Raw genomic sequence first — 17,062 nt, 5'->3', positions numbered from 1 at the left:
CTCCGGCCCTAGGCCCCCGGGGCGGGCGCGCGCAGCAGCTGCAGCGAGCGCCCGCCCAGGACGACGGTGCCCCGCGGGTGCGGCTCGCCCGTCCCCGCCGCGGCCGTGTCGACCACCGTCTCGTACGCGGCCTCCGGCGCCGCCCAGGGCTCTCCGGGCAGGGTGAACACCGTGGTCCGGTGACCGGCGTTGAGCAGCAGCAGGAAGCTGTCGTCGCGCAACGGCCGCCCGGCGTCGTCCCGTTCGGACATCGCGGTGCCGGACAGCAGCATGCCCAGGCAGGCGGTCGGCGCGAACCAGTCGGCCTCGGTCATCTCCTTGCCCAGCGGGGTGAACCAGGCCAGGTCGGGCTGGCCGCCGGGGGTGGCGGCCCGGCCCGAGAAGAACGCCCGCTGCCGCAGCACCGGGTGGGAGCGGCGCAGCCGGATCAGCCGGGCGGTCAGCTCGGACAGCTCCCGCCAGCCGGGCTCCGCCAGCAGCGACCAGTCCAGCCAACTGACCTCGTTGTCCTGGCAGTAGGCGTTGTTGTTGCCGCCCTGGGTGCGGCCCAGCTCGTCCCCGGCGGTGAGCATCGGGACACCCGCGGAGAGCAGCAGGGTGGCGGTCAGGTTGCGCAGTTGGCGCAGCCGCAGCGCGTTGACGTCCCCGTCGGCGGTCTCGCCCTCGGCGCCGTGGTTCCACGAGCGGTTGTCGTCGGTGCCGTCCCGGTTGGCCTCGCCGTTCGCCTCGTTGTGCTTGCGGTCGTAGGAGACCAGGTCGCGCAGGGTGAAACCGTCGTGCGCGGTCACGTAGTTGACGGAGGCGTACGGGCGGCGCCCGCCGCGCTGGTAGAGGTCGGAGGAGCCGGTGAGCCGGTAGCCGAGCTCCCGGACGTCCGGGCGGGCGCCGCGCCAGAAGTCCCGCACGGTGTCGCGGTACTTGTCGTTCCACTCGGCCCACAGCGGGGGGAAGCCGCCCACCTGGTAGCCGCCCGGGCCGACGTCCCAGGGCTCGGCGATCAGCTTCACCCGGCTGAGCAGAGGGTCCTGGGCGACGGCGGCGAGGAAGGGGTGGTCCATGTCCACGCCGTCGCCGCCGCCCGGGCCGCCGCGGGCCAGGGCGGCGGCGAGGTCGAAGCGGAAGCCGTCCACGCCCATCTCGGCGACCCAGTAGCGCAGCGAGTCGGTGACCAGCCGGATCGCCTGCGGGCGGCGGGTGTCCAGGGTGTTGCCGCAGCCGGTGTAGTCGGCGTAGCCGCGCGGGCGGTTGGGCGGGAGGCGGTAGTAGGCGGCGTTGTCGATGCCGCGCAGCGAGAGCATCGGGCCGAGCTCGCCGCCCTCGGCGGTGTGGTTGAACACCACGTCCAGGATCACCTCGATCCCGGCGGCGTGCAGGGCGCGGACCATCTGCTTGAACTCGCCGACCTGGCCGCCGCGCGAGCCGGAGGCGGAGTAGCCGGCGTGCGGGGCGAAGTAGCCGATCGTGTTGTAGCCCCAGTAGTTGACTAGGCCGCGCGCCTGCAGGTGGTCCTCGCTGGCGTACTGGTGGACCGGCAGCAGCTCGACGGCGGTCACGCCGAGGCGGGTGAGGTGGGCGATCGAGGCGGGGTGGGCGAGGCCGGCGTAGGTGCCGCGCAGGTGCGGAGGGACGTCCGGGTGGCGCATGGTGAAGCCGCGCACGTGCAGTTCGTAGAGCACCGTCTCGGCCCACGGGGTCTTCGGGCGGTGGTCGTCGTACCAGTCGTCGTCGTCGTGGACGACCACGGCTCTGGGCACGTAGGGGGCGGAGTCACGGTTGTCCCGGACGGTGTCGGCGACGTCCGCCTCCGGCCAGTTGCGCACGGCGGCGCAGGCGGCGTCGTGCGAGGTGTAACAGCCGTCGACGGCGCGGGCGTACGGGTCCAGCAGCAGCTTGGCCGGGTTCCAGCGGGCGCCGGTCCACGGGTCCCACCGGCCGTGCACCCGGAAGCCGTAGCGGGTGCCGGGGCGCACGCCGGGCAGGAAGCCGTGCCAGACCTGGAAGTCCTGCTCGGTGAGACGGTGCCGGCTCTCCCGACCCTCCTCGTCGAAGAGGCAGAGGTCGACGGCCTCGGCGCCGGCCGCCCAGAGCGCGAAGTTGGTGCCCCGGCGGCCGAGCCGGTCGGTGCGGACGCGGGCGCCGAGCGGCTGCCAGCTGCCGGGCCGCGGTGGCTCGGCGGTGTGCGGGCCGCCGTCCGGCCGTGCCCCGGCTTCCAGCTCCTGCCCTGACGCCATGGCCGTACCCTCCCTGGGCGGGGTGTCCCGGACCCCGTTCACTTCCTCTTTCCCGGATTGCGCAGATCGGAAGCCGCTGAACGGGGGCTTACCGGCGGATGGCCCCCGGGGGAGCGGGGATTCCGGGAGTCGTCCGGCGTGTCCCCCCGTCCGCGGGCGTCGTTGTTCCGGGCGTCGGACGCGAACAGTGGGAGGCCCCGGGATGCGGCGCCGAGGACGGGTGTGGGCGCGGGGTGCGGCGGCGGTGGCCTGCTGCCTGGCCGTTCTCACGGGGTGCGGCGGTGGCGGTGGCGCGCCGGGCGGGGACGCGGCGGTCGGGGCGGCCGCCGACGACGTGGGGCCGGTGCCGTACACCGCTCCGCCGCCGCCGTCCAGGGCGGTGGTGACCGCGCTGCCGGCCGACGGCGCGCAGGACGTGCAGCCGGAGGGCGCGGTCCGGGTGAGTGCCGCGCAGGGCCGGCTGGTGTCGGTGCGGCTGGCGGACGCCAAGGGCACCGAGGTGCCCGGCACGATCACCCGGGACGGCGCCGGCTGGGCGCCCGACGGCCCGCTGCCGCTGGGCACCGCGTTCACCCTGGACGCCGTCGCCGAGGACGACCAGGGGCAGAAGGCCGCCCAGCACTCGGCGTTCTCGACCGTCGCCCGGGCGCACACCTTCGTCGCGTTCTTCACCCCGGAGGACGGCTCGACGGTCGGCGTCGGCATGCCGGTCTCGCTGCGCTTCAGCCGGCCGATCGCCGACCGGGCGGCGGTGGAGCGGGCCGTCCAGGTCACCGCCGACCCGCCGGTGCCGGTGGCCGCGCACTGGTTCGGCAACCAGCGGCTGGACGTCCGCCCGCAGCGGTACTGGGCGGCCGGCACCCGGGTCACGGTGGTGCTGCGGCTGAAGGACGTGCAGGGCGCGCCGGGCGAGTTCGGTACCCAGAGCCGGGACCTGCACTTCACCGTCGGCCGGGCGCAGGTCTCCACCGTGGACCTGGACGCGCACACCCTGACCGTCCGGGCCGGCCAGGGCAGCAAGGTGGTCAAGGTGCTCAAGGTCTCCGGCGGCAGCCCCGACCACTCGACCTACCGGGGGGTGCTGGTGGTGTCGGAGAAGTACAAGGTGACCCGGATGAACTCGCAGACCGTCGGCATGGGCGACGAGTACGACATCAAGGACGTCCCGCACGCGATGCGGCTGACCACCTCCGGCACCTTCATCCACGGCAACTACTGGGCGGCCCCCGGCGTGTTCGGCACCGCCAACACCAGCCACGGCTGCATCGGCCTGGCCGACGAGAAGGGCGGCACCAGCAAGGACTCCCCGGCGGGCTGGCTGTTCGAGCACACCGTCCCGGGGGACGTGCTGGAGGTGAAGGCCTCGACCGGGGACGTCGTGCCGCCGCAGAACGGGCTGAACGGCTGGAACGTGCCCTGGGACCAGTGGGTGGCCGGGAGCGCGCTGCGCTAGCCGGCCCCGCTCCCGCCGCCCGCCCGCCGATTCACGGCCGGTTCACCCCCGCTCCACCCGGGACCCCCGGAGATCCGTTCGAACGGCCCGGTTATCCTGCTCCGACGCGTCCGCAGCCCGGCGCGAAAGATCGGCGCCCGGTGCAACTCATGGGGGCACTCAACGCGTCAAGAGAGTGGATACCGGGAGGGGAGAAACCGTGAAGACGGGTAAGACGGCCGGCGCCGCGATACGCACCAGCAACCGCTACGGGCGGATGAGTGCGATGGCGTTGGTCATGGGTGGGGTGCTGCTGTTCACCGCGGCCTGCAACGACGACAAGGGCAGCGGCTCCGGCGGCTCGGGAGGGGGCAACGCGGCCGCGTCGTCCTCGGCGGACGCCGGGGGCGCGGGCGGTTCGGGCACGACGAAGGCCTCGGCAGCGGTGATCGCCGTCGAGCCGAAGGACGGCGCCCAGGACGTCCAGCCGAACGGGCTGCAGGTGTCGGTCTCCAACGGCAAGCTCACCACGGTCGACGTGACCGACAAGGACGGCAAGCCGGTCACGGGCGCGATCACCGCGGACGGCACCGGCTGGAAGCCCGCGGCGGCGCTCACCGTCGGCATGGCGTACAAGGTGAACGCCCAGGCCAAGGACGCCGAGGGGCTGGTGGCCGCGTCCACCACCTCGTTCACCACGCTGACGCCGGACAAGAAGATCTCCACCAACGACAACATCAGCGACGGCGCCACCTACGGCGTCGGCATGATCGTCTCGGTGGAGTTCAACAAGGCGGTCAAGAACAAGGACGCCGTCGTCCAGGGCATCACCTTCGAGACCAGCAACGGCACCGCGGTCAAGGGCCACTGGTTCGGCGACAAGCGGGTGGACTTCCGCCCCGAGCAGTACTGGGCGCCGGACACCAAGGTGACCATCAAGTACCGGCTGAAGAACGTCGAGGTCGCCCCGGGCGTCTACGGCGACGTGGACAAGGACGAGCCGTTCACCATCGGCCGCTCCCAGGTCGCCACCGCGGACGCCAAGACGCACCAGATGACCATCGAGCGGGGCGGTCAGAGCACCACCGTGCCGGTCACCCTGGGCGCGGACGCCACGCCGTCCTGGGGCGGGACCATGGTGGTGATGGACAAGGAGAAGGTCACCCGGATGAACTCGCAGACCGTCGGTCTCGGCGGCGAGTACGACATCCAGGACGTGCCGCACGCGATGCGGCTGACCACCTCCGGCACCTTCGTGCACGGCAACTACTGGGCGAACCCCTTCGGCAAGTCCAACGCCAGCCACGGCTGCATCTCGATGCAGGACGTGAAGGGCGGCAGCGACACCTCGGTGGCCGGCAAGTTCTTCAACGACTCGATCGTCGGCGACCCCATCAAGATCGTGAACACCAAGGAGAAGACCGTCGCCCCGGACAACGGGCTCGGCGGCTGGAACGTGGACTGGGCCAACTGGTAGGCCCTACCCGGAGGTCGGCCCGGCCAGTCCGGGCACTCCGGTGAGTTCTCTCCGAGCGGTCCGATCCTCACCCGTTGGGGTCGGGCCGCTCGGGTTTCCGGGGCGGCGAGCCCCGCGCATGGCGCAACCTTTCCGGTGACCGGGTGCGTATACCCGGTCGGGCCGGCGCAGGGCCGTCGCACGGTCCGTCGCCGGCCCACGGGGAGTCCGGGGAGTCCAGAGGGAGGGAATCGACGTGAGGTCGATACGCAGAGTGGTGGCCGTCGGCCTGGTCGGCGGAGCGATGACGCTGACGGCCGCCTGCGGCGGGGGCAGCGGGGGCGGTGGGGGCGGCAGCGCGGCCAAGGCCGACCTCGGGGCCGGCGCGGCCGCCTCCCAGCCCGCGGCGGCGGCGCCCACCAGCGCGGCGCCGAAGGTCTCGAAGGCCGCGGTGAGCATCGAGCCCAAGGCCGGTTCGGTGGACGTGGCGCCTAACGCGCTCAAGGTCGGTGCGACGGGCGGCAAGCTCACCACCGTCAAGGTGAGCGACAAGACCGGCAAGGAGGTCCCCGGCACCATCTCCGCTGACGGTGCCTCCTGGACCCCGTCCGCCGCGCTGGCGGTGGGCACCGCCTACCAGGTCAGCGCGATGGCAGCGGACGCCGAGGGCGCGGTCGCCACGGCGGACAGCGACTTCACCACGCTGACCCCGACCGCCCTCGCCAAGGCCTCGGACAACGTGGACAACGACGCCACCTACGGCGTCGGCATGATCGTCTCGGTGGACTTCAGCAAGGACGTCAAGAACAAGGACGAGGTCGCGAAGGGCATCACCTTCGAGACCAGCAACGGCACCGTGGTCAAGGGCCACTGGTTCGGCGACCGTCGGCTGGACTTCCGCCCGGAGCTGTACTGGGCCCCCGGCACCAAGGTGGTCGTGCACTACCGCCTCAAGAGCGTCGAGATCGCCCCGGGGGTGTACGGCGGAGACCGGGACGAGCCCTTCACGATCGGGCGATCCCAGGTTTCGACGGTTGACGCCGCCGCGCACAAGATGACGGTCGTCAGCGCCGGCCAGAGCTCCGACATCGACATCACCTCGGGCTCGGACGACCACCCGACCTGGAACGGCACCATGGTCGTCATGTCCAAGGAGGGCACGGTGCGGATGCAGTCCAGCACCCTGCCCGGCATGACCGGAGCCCCCTACGACCTCCAGGTGCCGCACTCGATGCGGCTGACCACCAGCGGCACCTACGTGCACGGCAACTGGTGGGCCAAGAACAGCATCTTCGGCGGGGACAACGTCAGCCACGGCTGCGTCGGGCTCAAGGACGCCGAGGGCGGCAGCGACTCCAGCTCGATGGGCAAGTTCTACGCGGGCTCGCTCGTCGGCGACGTGGTGGTCGTCAAGAACTCGATCAAGAAGGAGAAGCTCGACCCGTCGAACGGGCTGAGCGGCTGGAACCTGCCGTGGGGCTCCTGGTAGCAGGGCTCGGGGGTCAACCCGGGCTTGACGGACGTCGGCCCGGGTGGCCCCCTCCTTGCATCCGGCATATGCCGACTCGGGGGAGATCGTTTGCTCATTGTCCGTACGCGGCTGCTTGCGTTCCGCAATGATGGTCCGCATGGCGGGTTGGGGCGAAACAGATCAGTCATCAGTTCCCGGGGCCGGCACGGTCGCCGAGGCATCCTGGATCGACGTCCAGGGAGCGCTCTCGGCGCTGGAGCGGCTCAGCTCCGAGGAGCTGGAGGAGATGTATTCCGGCAGGCTGTGCGATCAGTCCTCGCCGAGCGAGGTGCGACTGCCGTCCCGGCCCGAGTCGGGCCCGGTGGCCCGGAGGCTGGTGCTGTCCGTCCTGGAGTCCTGGGACCTCCACCAGCACCTGGAGGCGGGCGAGTTACTCACCAGCGAGCTGGTGGCCAATGCGGTGCGGCACGCCGCCGGGCGCACCATCGGCCTGCACGTCAGCCGCAAGCCGGGCTGGCTGCGGGTCGAGGTCCGCGACTCGTCCCGGGCGCTGCCCTGCATGATCCTGGCCGAGCCCCGGCCGGTGAACGAGCGCGGGCGGGGGCTGAAGATCGTCGACGACCTCGCCGACCGCTGGGGTGCGGACCTGCTGCCGCGGGGCAAGGGGGTCTGGTTCGAGCTCAAGGTGCGCGAGCGGCACTGACGCGAGCGGTGCCGATGCGAGCGGTGCCGATGCGAGCGGTGCCGATGCGAACGGCACCGATGCGAACGGCACCGATGCGAGCGGTGCCGAGCCGTGCGGGTCGTGCCGCCCGGAAAACACGCAGGGCCCCCGGAGTCGCCGTGGTCCGGCGGGTGGGGGCCCCTGCAGGTCATCGCGCCGGCCAAGGGGGTGCGTGCCGCGCGATGGGCGTCGGCAGCGCCAGGTCGGGCCCGCCGAAGTATGCCTTGACTATCGCACGGATCTCAGCATGTGGGCAAACTGGGCGGCTGGGAATCCAAGGTTTGTAACCTGGTTCACCTTTGGATTTTGCATAGGTTCACGCTGTTGCCTGTGAATATTCATGATCGCGGAACTCTATGACGCCGGTCGGCGCCCCCTGGGTACCATCGGCCCGTGGACCTCTACTGGCGCGTCGTGCTGCCACCCCTCAGCGCCTGACCGGGCGCGCGTCGGTGGCTTGACTCCCGGACCCCTGGTTCGGCCCGCCGGGGCCGCCGCGGGGCGGTGACGTGCGCCCGTTCTCGAAACCAGTCCTCCTGACGGTCTTCGACGACGGAAGTTCACGACTGTGCCGAATCGTTTGTCCGAGCGTGCGCGCTCGACCCGCCTCACCCGCTCGACCCGCCTCACCCGCTCGACCCGCCTGACCCGCCAGGCCCGCTCCGCCCCTGCCGCCCGCCGGCCCGCCGTGCTCGGCGGGCCGGTGCCGATCCTCGCGGCCGCGCTGCTGTGGGGCACCACCGGAACCGCCAGTTCACTGGTCCCGGCGGGCGCCCCGGCAGCCGGTGTCGGGGCCGCCGCCCTGGTGCTCGGCGGACTGCTGCTGTTCCTGTCCGACCGCTCCGCACGGGAGTTGCCCCGGGCCTGCGGGCCGCGCGAGCGGTGGCTGCTCGCGGCCGGCGCCGTCGCGGTGACGGGGTACCCGCTCACCTTCTACCCGGCGGTGACCCGGACCGGGGTGGCGGTGGCCACCGTGATCGCGCTGGGCAGCGCGCCCGTGTTCACCGGGCTGCTCGGATGGCTCGCCCGCGAGGGGCGCCCGAGCGGACGCTGGGCCGCGGCCACCGCACTGGCCGTGCTCGGCTGCGCGGTGCTGGTGCTCGGGCCCGAACTCGCCGGGCACGGTGCCGCGGTGGACGTCCTCGGGGTGCTGCTGGCGACGCTCTCCGGGCTCTCGTACGCCGTGTACTCCCTGATCGGCGGCCGGCTGATCGCGGCCGGCCGGCCGTCGGCCGGGGTGATGGGGGCGATGTTCGGCGGGGCGGCGCTGCTGGTGCTGCCGGTGGTGGTGCTCGGGCCGGTGGCCTGGCTGCTCACGGTGCGGGGCGCGGGCGTCGTGCTGCACCTCGCCGTGATCACCACCTTCCTCGCGTACCGGCTGTTCGGCCACGGCCTGCGGCACGCCGGCGCGCAGACCGCCACGACCCTGACCCTGGCCGAGCCCGCCGTCGCCGCCGTCCTGGGCGTGGCGGCACTGGGGGAGCGGCTGCCGGCCGCCTCCTGGTGCGGGCTGGCGGTGCTGGCCGGCGGGCTGGCGTTCCTCGCGCTCCCGGCCCGCCGGTAGCCGCCCCGCTGCGTGGGAAGTCGGCCCGGCCGACTTCCCACGCGGGTGGGGCGGGGTGTCGCGCGTCAGCCGGTGCCCGCCGGGCACTGGGCGGCGAAGCAGAAGCCGGTGAGTTCCGCGTCCCGGAGGCCCTGGATCAGGGTGGGCCAGTCGCCCTCGGGGCCGGCCACGATGACGGCGTAGGCGGTGCCGTTCGGGCCGACGACGACGCGGTCGACCGCTCGCCGGGCGGTGCCGGTCCTGACGTTGTCGTAGGCGTACTCCAGCTCGGCCGCGCCGTCGGCCGTCCGTTCCAGGCGGATGCGGCGGTAACCCGGGTACGTCTTCGGGTCGCCCGCCAGGGTGGCATCGGTCCCGGAGGCCTCCTCGTAGGGGGACCTGTCACCCATCGCGAAGACCTGGATCAGGCTGTGCTCGTCCGCGGTCTGGTAGAAGGTGGAGTCGTTCTTCTCGACCCGCTGCCACCCGTCCGGGACGAGCAGGGTGAAGCCGTTCGGGTCCTGGACCCGGTTGAGGTGCAGCCCGGTGGGGGTCGGCGTCGGCGTGGGCGTCGGGGCGGTTGGTGTGGGGGAGGGCGACGCCGTGACGGTGGGGGCCGGGGTTGACGGCGGGCCGGACGCGGAGCCGGGGGCCGTGGCCGTCGGTGCGCCCGGCAGGGTCGCCGCGCCGCTCGGCTTCCCCCCGTCGTCGTGCCGCGTCAGCAGGTAGCCGCCGCCGCCCGCGAGCACGCCGAGGAGCGCTCCGGCGAGGGCGACCAGCACCACCCGCCGTGTCCCGGTGATCGGCGGGCGCTGCGGGCGCTGCGGGCGAGGGGCGCGCGGTGTCGTGATCAGTGGCGGCTCGCCCGGCGGTGGCGGCGGGAAGGGCGGGTAGGACGGAGGCTGGCGCGGAGGGGGCGGAGGCGGCGGGGCCGCGCCGCCCGCCGGTGGCCGGCTCACCCACTGCTGGCTGTTCTTGTCCCAGTACGTGCCCGTCACGGCCGTTCCCCCCGTTGTCCCCGTTGTCCCCGTTGTCCCCGGTCCCCGCTCAGTGCAGGAACTGCTCGATCGCCTGGACGACTGCCAGCGCCGAGGCGAGTCCGGACACTACCGTGGTCGAACTCCGCAGGAGGTCACGGAGTCGTTCCAGCCGGGTGGGCGGGGCGGTGCCGGTCTGTTCGAGGGCCGTACCGACGGCGTCCAGCTCCTGTTCCACCTCGGCCACACCGTTGCCCTCGGCCCGGGTGAACATCGGCAGGTGGCCGCGCAACGCGTTGACCGCCGCGAGGAGTTCACGGCCCGAGGCGGTGAGGCGCACCGAGGCGTCGACGGCCGTCGAGTCCTTCCCGGCGGCGACGGCCCCGCCCGTCATCGCGCCGATCGACACCCCGCCGGGCGCCGACCCGGGCACCGTCAGGCCGCTCACGTCCGGCAGCGGGTCGGGCGCTCCGGTCCGCTGCGAGCGGTCCTCCGCCCGGGCGCCGTGGCCCGAGGCGACGGCGCCGCCGGTCATCGCGCCGATCGACACCCCGCCGCTCGGCTGGGGCGTGGTCTCCTCGTCGTCCCGCACGTTCCGCTCCTCGCTCATTCGAATGCTCAACTCCCCACCCGTGCAGGCGGATCCGCGTGGCTACGAAGGTTTCCCGCCGGACGGCGGTGCCGCCGCCGTGCCGCCCGACTGCGCCGTGCCCCCGTTGGTGGCGACGGCGCCGCCGCTCATCTCGCCGATGTGGATACCGCCCTGCATCACCTGGATCACGGTCTTGTCGAAGCGGTCGGTCTCGTACCCCGACTGTTCCAGTGCGACGCGGACGCCCTCGATGATCCGCTGCTCGATCGTCCGCAAGTACCGTCTGACGTCCAGCTCCTGGAAGATCGAGATGGTCGAGGTGGTGGCGGCCTCGCGCAGGGAGACGATCGGCCGGGCGGCGACGGTCAGCAGGTCCTCGTCGTCGGCCGTCCCGCCGGCGGCCCGGCCGCCGCCCGGGCGCAGCAGCGAGCGGAGCGCGGCCGGGCCGGCGGTGAAGGCGGACATCGCGGGGCCGCGACGTCCCGGTCGGGTGCCCTGCTGGGCCACCGCGTCCGCGAGCAGCTCGTAGTCGCGGCGGACCGGCCCGAGCACGTGCGGGACGACCTCCACCATCAGCAGGTTCCCCTGGGTGTGCACCCTCAACTGGACGGTCAGCACCACCTGTTCGTCCCATGCGCCGACCCGGATCCGCAGGAAGTGCCGGCGCCGCTCGCCGCCCTCGTCCACCGCCTCGGCGATGTGCCGGGCGATCTCCTCGGGTCCGCGCGGGACCTCGTCGCGCGCCGGGCCGTACGGGAGGTAGACGATGTGCTCGATCTCCAGGTCCCGCAGCCGGTCCAGGCTGATGTCGGCGGTGGCCTGTCGCAGGGCGGCCAGCCGCGGGGCGACCAGGTCGAGGACGGCGCGGGCGGTGAGGCTGCCCTCCGGGGCCACCGGGCCGGTCTTGCGGCGCTTCAGTTCCAGGGTGAACTGCCAGGCCTTGAAGGGGAATCCGGCGCCGAGGAAGGGGTCGGCCGGGTCGTAGACGACGAGCTGCGAGTACTGCTCCCGGGCAATGGCCCGCTGCACCTCCAGGTAGCGCGGCCGGAAGGGCACCCGGCGCGGGTGCCGCGGGAAGTTCTCCCGGGTCAGCTCCTTCCGGAGGGCCTGGGCGACCTGGAGGCGGTGCCGGCCCACCGTCACCGCGAGCGCCAGTGGGAACAGCGTGCCCTCCCAGCCCCCGTCCTTCAGGGAGGTCAACGCCAGCGCCCAGTACAGGATCTGGGCGGTCACGGCGAGGGCGGTGAGCAGTCCGGCGGCGGTGCGCCGGGGCTCGGAGGCCCGGGAGTCGGCCGGAGCGACGGGGGCGTACAGCGCGTGCTGCCGGACCTCCGGGGGCTTGGCGTACCAGGACAGCAGACATACCACGGCGTACAGGACGGCGAAGGTCGCCGTGAAGGGCGGCAGGTAGTGGGAGATCGCACCCCATGCGGTGTCGGACACCGACTCCCGGCCGTACGGGTCGTAGTCGTGGTACCCGCTGGTCAGCCCCTCGCCGTACGCCTTCCAGTAGTCGGCGGACGGCGGGTGCTGGATCAGCGCCCAGTAGTCGGTGAGGAAGAAGCCCGACCAGAGCGCGGCGAGCACGGCGCCGGTGCGGATCTCCAGCGCCCGGGCCCGCAGGGCGTGCGCCAGGACGGTGACCAGGTCGAAGCCCAGGGACGGCGGGACGGAACGCTCGTCGTGCTCGACCAGTTCGGTGATGACGCGTCGCCGGTAGTCCGGGTCGAGGTAGACCCCGGCGCAGAGCAGCCGGGTGGCCTCGGACTTCGCGTGGGGCGACGGTGGCGGCTCGTCGGGCGGCGTGGGTGGTCCGGGTGGCTCGTCGGGCCGCACCGGCCCGGGCTGGAAGGTCATCCGCCTCCCCCTCTGGCGTGAACCAACTGGCCGTGATTATGGACCTCCTGACGGTCGGTCGGCCAGTAAAAATGCGCACCGGAAGGACGAAGGCCCCCGGGCGGAGGGGAATCCGCCCGGGGGCCTGGGCCCGGTCAGCCGTGGATCAGCACTCGATGACGTTCACGGCGAGGCCGCCGCGCGAGGTCTCCTTGTACTTGATCTTCATGTCGGCCCCGGTCTCCTTCATCGTCTTGATCGCCTTGTCCAGCGAGACGTGGTGCCGGCCGTCGCCGCGCAGCGCCATCCGGGCGGCGGTGACGGCCTTGACCGACGCCATGCCGTTGCGCTCGATGCAGGGGATCTGGACGAGGCCGCCGACCGGGTCGCAGGTGAGGCCGAGGTTGTGCTCGATGCCGATCTCGGCGGCGTTCTCGACCTGCTCGGGGGTGCCGCCGAGGACCTCGGCGAGGCCGCCCGCGGCCATCGAGCAGGCGGAGCCGACCTCGCCCTGGCAGCCGACCTCGGCACCGGAGATGGAGGCGTTCTCCTTGAACAGCATGCCGATCGCGCCGGCCGCGAGCAGGAAGCGGACGATGCCGTCGTCGTCGGCGCCCGGGATGAAGTTCAGGTAGTAGTGCAGGACGGCCGGGATGATGCCCGCCGCGCCGTTGGTCGGCGCGGTGACCACCCGGCGGCCCGAGGCGTTCTCCTCGTTGACCGCCATCGCGTAGAGGGTCACCCACTCCATCGCGTTGGCCGGCCCGATCCCCTCGGCGCGCAGCGCCCGGGCCCCCGCGGCGGCGCGGCGGCGGACCTTGAGGCCGCCCGGCAGGATGCCCTCGCGGCTCATGCCGGCCCGGACGCACTCCTGCATCACGGCCCAGATCTCCAGCAGGCCGGTGCGGATCTCCTCCTCGCTGCGCCAGGCCTTCTCGTTCTCCAGCATCAGGCCGGAGATGGACAGGCCGGTCTCGCGGGTGAGCCGCAGCAGCTCCTCGCCGGTGCGGAAGGGGTAGCGCAGCGCGGTGTCGTCGGGCTTGACCCGGTCCGCGCCGATGGCGTCCTCGTCGACGACGAAGCCGCCGCCGACCGAGTAGTAGGTCTTCTCCAGCAGCGTCGAGCCGTCCGCCGCGAAGGCCCAGAGGGTCATGCCGTTGGCGTGGTAGGGCAGCGACCGGCGGCGGTGCAGCACGAGCTGGCTGTCGGGGTCGAAGTCGATGACGTGCTCACCGACCAGGTTGATCCGCTTCTCGGCGGTGATCCGCTCGACGTCCTTGTCGGCCTGGTCGACGTCGACGGTGCGGGGCGAGTTGTTCTCCAGGCCGAGCAGGACGGCCTTCGGGGTGCCGTGGCCGTGGCCGGTGGCACCGAGCGAGCCGTACAGCTCGGCGCGCACACCCGTCACCTGGGCCAACAGGCCTTCGGACCGCAGTCGGCGGGCGAACATCCGGGCGGCGCGCATCGGACCCACGGTGTGGGAGCTCGACGGGCCGATGCCGATGGAGAAGAGGTCGAAGACACTGATGGCCACGGAGGACGTCCTTGTCTGGTCTCGTGGAAGGACTTGCGGGCGGGGCGTGGGGGCTTGCTTGCTTCGGGTGGGCGGGCGGGAGCCGACACGGGACGGGGCACCGCGCGCACTGTCCAGTGTGCGCGGTGCCCCGGGGTCCCTGGTCCACCGGCGGGGTGAGGCCGGTCACTCGGGCCCTGTCCACCGGCCGGTCGTCCACTCCCGGCCGCTACGGACTAGTCCTGGTTGGCCAGGTTCGGGTACAGCGGGTACTTGTCGGCCAGCGCGGTGACGCGGGCCTTCAGCGCGGCGGCGACGGTCTCGTCGAAGGCGGGCTTGAGCGCCTCGGCGATGATGTCGGCGACCTCGCGGAAGTCCTCGGCCTGGAAGCCGCGGGTGGCCAGGGCCGGGGTGCCGATGCGCAGGCCGGAGGTGACCATCGGCGGGCGGGGGTCGTTCGGGATCGCGTTGCGGTTGACCGTGATGCCGACCTCGTGCAGGCGGTCCTCGGCCTGCTGGCCGTCGAGCTGGCTGTTGCGCAGGTCGACCAGGACCAGGTGGACGTCGGTGCCGCCGGACAGGACGGACGCGCCGGCCTCGGCGACGTCGGCCTGCAGCAGGCGCTCGGCCAGGATGCGCGCGCCGTCCAGGGTGCGCTGCTGGCGCTCCTTGAACTCCTCCGAGGCCGCGACCTTGAAGGCGACCGCCTTGCCGGCGATCACGTGCTCCAGCGGGCCGCCCTGCTGGCCGGGGAAGACCGCGGAGTTGATCTTCTTGGCGTACTCGGCCTTGGACAGGATGACGCCGCCGCGCGGGCCGCCCAGGGTCTTGTGGGTGGTGGTGGTGACCACGTCGGCGTAGGGCACCGGGTTCGGGTGCAGGCCCGCGGCCACCAGGCCGGCGAAGTGCGCCATGTCCACCATGAGCAGCGCGCCGACCTCGTCGGCGACCCGGCGGAACTCGGCGAAGTCCAGCTGGCGCGGGTAGGCGGACCAGCCGGCGATGATCAGCTTGGGCTGGTGCTCCTTGGCGAGGCGCTCGACCTCGGCCATGTCGACCTGGCCGGTCTTCTCGTCCACGTGGTACGCGACCACGTTGTAGAGCTTGCCGGAGAAGTTGATCTTCATGCCGTGGGTCAGGTGACCACCGTGCGCCAGGTTCAGGCCCAGGATGGTGTCGCCCGGCTGGATCAGCGCGAACATCGCGGCGGCGTTGGCCTGCGCACCGGAGTGCGGCTGCACGTTGGCGTGCTCGGCGCCGAACAGGGCCTTGATGCGGTCGATCGCGATCTGCTCGACCACGTCGACGTGCTCGCAGCCGCCGTAGTAGCGACGGCCGGGGTAGCCCTCGGCGTACTTGTTGGTGAGCACCGAGCCCTGGGCCTCCATGACCGCCACCGGGGCGAAGTTCTCGGAGGCGATCATTTCCAGCGTGGTCTGCTGGCGGTGCAGCTCGGCGTCGACCGCGGCGGCGATCTCCGGGTCGAGGGCGTGCAGGGACTGGTTGAGAACCGTCATGGTGTCTTCCCGGTGGAGGAGGAAAGGGGGCCCCGGTGGGGGCGGGCCGACGCAAGCGCGGCCCGCCCGGTCACGAGCGGGTCAGGCCTTGATGAAGGCGTTGTACTCGTCCGCGCTGAGCAGCTTGCCGGTGGAAGCCACGCGCACCTTGAACAGCCAGCCGCCCTCGAACGGGGCGTCGTTGACCAGGCCGTTGTTGTCCAGGACGTCCTGGTTGATCTCGACGACCTCGCCGGTCACCGGGGAGTACAGGTCGCTGACGGACTTGGTGGACTCCAGCTCGCCGCAGGTCTCGCCGGCGGTCACCTCGTCGCCCACCTCGGGCAGCTGCACGTAGACGATGTCACCGAGGGCGGTGGCGGCGTGCTCGGTGATGCCGATGGTGGAGACACCGTCCTCGGCGTCGGTCAGCCACTCGTGCTCTTCGGTGTACTTCAGGTGCTCGGGGTTGCTCATGGCGTCATTCTCCAGGATGGGAAGCGGGTACGACGAAGCGGGCCGCCGCGCGGACGGCTTCGACCTGCGTCTATGGGAAAACGGGGGGCCCGGACGGGCGTCAGCGGGCGCGCTTGTAGAACGGCAGCGCGACGACCCGGACCGGCTCGTGCTTGCCGCGGACGTCCACCGCGACGGTGCTGCCCGGAGCGGCGTGCGCCGCGTCGACGTAGGCCATCGCGATCGGCTGCCCCAGCGTCGGGGACGGCGCGCCGGAGGTGATCCGGCCGATCGGGGCACCGTCGGCGGAGACCACGGTGTACTCGGCGCGCGGGACGCGCTTGCCCTCGGAGACCAGCCCGACCAGCACCCGCGGCGGGTTGGCCTCCGCCGCGGCGGCGGCCTGCTCCAGCGCCTTCCGGCCGACGAAGGCGCCCTCGTTGGTGGTCTTGTCGAAGCGGACGACCCGGCCCAGGCCCGCGTCGAACGGGGTGAGGTCGGTGGACAGCTCGTGCCCGTACAGCGGCATGCCCGCCTCCAGGCGCAGCGTGTCGCGGCAGGACAGGCCGCACGGGACCAGGCCGCGGCCCTCGCCGGCGGCGGTCAGCGCCTGCCAGATCTCCTCGGCGTCGGCCGGGCGGCAGAAGATCTCGAAGCCGTCCTCGCCGGTGTAGCCGGTGCGGGCCAGCAGCACCTCGCGGCCGGCGACCTGGGCCGGGAGGATCGCGTAGTACTTCAGGCCGGGCAGGTCGGCGTCGGTCGTCCCGGCCAGGATGGCGGTCGACTCCGGGCCCTGGACGGCGATCAGCGCGTAGGTGTCGCGGTCGTCGGTGACGACGGCGTCGAAGCCCTTGGCGCGGGCGATCAGCTCGTCGAGGACCAGCTGGGCGTTGGAGGCGTTGGCGACGACCAGGAAGGCGTCCTCGCGCAGGCGGTAGACGATCAGGTCGTCCAGGATGCCGCCGTCCTCGGCGCAGATCATGGTGTAGCGGGCGCGCAGCACGCCCAGCGCGGAGACGAAGCCGACCAGCGCGTGGTCCAGCATCTCGCCGGCCTGCGGGCCGGTGACGGTGATCTCGCCCATGTGGGAGAGGTCGAACAGACCGGCCTTGGTGCGGACGGCGAGGTGCTCCTCGCGCTCGCTGCCGTAGCGCAGCGGCATGTCCCAGCCGGCGAAGTCGGTCATGGTCGCGCCGAGGGCGCGGTGCAGCGCGTCGAGCGCGGTCAGGCGGAGGGACGACATGGCCAGGAACTCCTCGGTCGGGGCACTCAGGGGTGCACGCGCCGGACCGGACCCGCTCGGGGGCCGACCCTGCGCGCGGGCATGCGGCGGCG

The 17,062-nt window shown here is 72.7% G+C and carries 13 protein-coding genes; 5 read left to right on the top strand and 8 right to left on the bottom strand.

The window, feature by feature from the left end:
• Nucleotides 1–8: 8 nt before the first annotated feature.
• Complete coding sequence (gene glgX / locus ACIGG8_RS31145; protein WP_396552036.1) at nucleotides 9–2,231, bottom strand: glycogen debranching protein GlgX; 2,223 nt, start codon at nucleotides 2,229–2,231, stop codon at nucleotides 9–11.
• Nucleotides 2,232–2,433: 202 nt separating this feature from the next.
• Here glgX and ACIGG8_RS31140 point away from each other — a divergent pair, with 202 nt between their 5' ends.
• The 5 genes from ACIGG8_RS31140 (at nucleotide 2,434) to ACIGG8_RS31120 (ending at nucleotide 8,878) form a co-directional block, all read left to right on the top strand.
• Nucleotides 2,434–3,684: an Ig-like domain-containing protein gene (locus tag ACIGG8_RS31140; protein ID WP_396552035.1), complete on the top strand. Its 1,251-nt coding sequence runs from the start codon at nucleotides 2,434–2,436 to the stop codon at nucleotides 3,682–3,684.
• 199 nt (nucleotides 3,685–3,883) lie between these two features.
• The gene (locus ACIGG8_RS31135) at nucleotides 3,884–5,140 is read left to right on the top strand and encodes an Ig-like domain-containing protein (protein ID WP_396552034.1); all 1,257 of its coding nucleotides are present in this window, start codon (nucleotides 3,884–3,886) and stop codon (nucleotides 5,138–5,140) included.
• Nucleotides 5,141–5,375: 235 nt separating this feature from the next.
• Nucleotides 5,376–6,608, top strand: a complete 1,233-nt coding sequence (locus ACIGG8_RS31130) for an Ig-like domain-containing protein (protein ID WP_350520218.1) — start codon at nucleotides 5,376–5,378, stop codon at nucleotides 6,606–6,608.
• Between the two features lie 139 nt (nucleotides 6,609–6,747).
• Complete coding sequence (locus ACIGG8_RS31125; protein ID WP_350520217.1) at nucleotides 6,748–7,293, top strand: ATP-binding protein; 546 nt, start codon at nucleotides 6,748–6,750, stop codon at nucleotides 7,291–7,293.
• A 601-nt stretch (nucleotides 7,294–7,894) separates the two neighbouring features.
• Nucleotides 7,895–8,878 carry a DMT family transporter gene (locus ACIGG8_RS31120; protein ID WP_396552033.1) on the top strand — a complete coding sequence of 328 codons (984 nt, stop codon included), beginning with the start codon at nucleotides 7,895–7,897 and terminating at the stop codon, nucleotides 8,876–8,878.
• A gap of 65 nt (nucleotides 8,879–8,943) precedes the next feature.
• Here ACIGG8_RS31120 and ACIGG8_RS31115 read toward each other — a convergent pair whose 3' ends face one another.
• The 7 genes from ACIGG8_RS31115 to gcvT form a co-directional block, all read right to left on the bottom strand.
• On the bottom strand, nucleotides 8,944–9,855 hold the full coding sequence (locus ACIGG8_RS31115) for a hypothetical protein (RefSeq protein WP_396552032.1): 912 nt from the start codon (nucleotides 9,853–9,855) through the stop codon (nucleotides 8,944–8,946).
• 49 nt (nucleotides 9,856–9,904) lie between these two features.
• On the bottom strand, nucleotides 9,905–10,444 hold the full coding sequence (locus ACIGG8_RS31110) for a hypothetical protein (RefSeq protein ID WP_396552031.1): 540 nt from the start codon (nucleotides 10,442–10,444) through the stop codon (nucleotides 9,905–9,907).
• A gap of 42 nt (nucleotides 10,445–10,486) precedes the next feature.
• Complete coding sequence (locus ACIGG8_RS31105) at nucleotides 10,487–12,283, bottom strand: hypothetical protein (RefSeq protein WP_396552030.1); 1,797 nt, start codon at nucleotides 12,281–12,283, stop codon at nucleotides 10,487–10,489.
• A gap of 145 nt (nucleotides 12,284–12,428) precedes the next feature.
• The gene (locus tag ACIGG8_RS31100) at nucleotides 12,429–13,796 is read right to left on the bottom strand and encodes an L-serine ammonia-lyase (RefSeq protein ID WP_396552029.1); all 1,368 of its coding nucleotides are present in this window, start codon (nucleotides 13,794–13,796) and stop codon (nucleotides 12,429–12,431) included.
• A 215-nt stretch (nucleotides 13,797–14,011) separates the two neighbouring features.
• Complete coding sequence (glyA, locus tag ACIGG8_RS31095) at nucleotides 14,012–15,292, bottom strand: serine hydroxymethyltransferase (protein WP_350520211.1); 1,281 nt, start codon at nucleotides 15,290–15,292, stop codon at nucleotides 14,012–14,014.
• Nucleotides 15,293–15,373: 81 nt separating this feature from the next.
• The gene (gene gcvH, locus ACIGG8_RS31090; protein WP_350520210.1) at nucleotides 15,374–15,748 is read right to left on the bottom strand and encodes a glycine cleavage system protein GcvH; all 375 of its coding nucleotides are present in this window, start codon (nucleotides 15,746–15,748) and stop codon (nucleotides 15,374–15,376) included.
• Nucleotides 15,749–15,848: 100 nt separating this feature from the next.
• Nucleotides 15,849–16,970: a glycine cleavage system aminomethyltransferase GcvT gene (gene gcvT / locus ACIGG8_RS31085; protein WP_350520209.1), complete on the bottom strand. Its 1,122-nt coding sequence runs from the start codon at nucleotides 16,968–16,970 to the stop codon at nucleotides 15,849–15,851.
• Nucleotides 16,971–17,062: the final 92 nt, after the last annotated feature.

Origin of the sequence: Kitasatospora sp. NPDC085464 (genome assembly GCF_044541955.1) — a bacterium.
Taxonomy (GTDB): Bacteria; Actinomycetota; Actinomycetes; order Streptomycetales; family Streptomycetaceae; genus Kitasatospora.
This window is presented reverse-complemented; position numbering and strand designations above follow the sequence as displayed.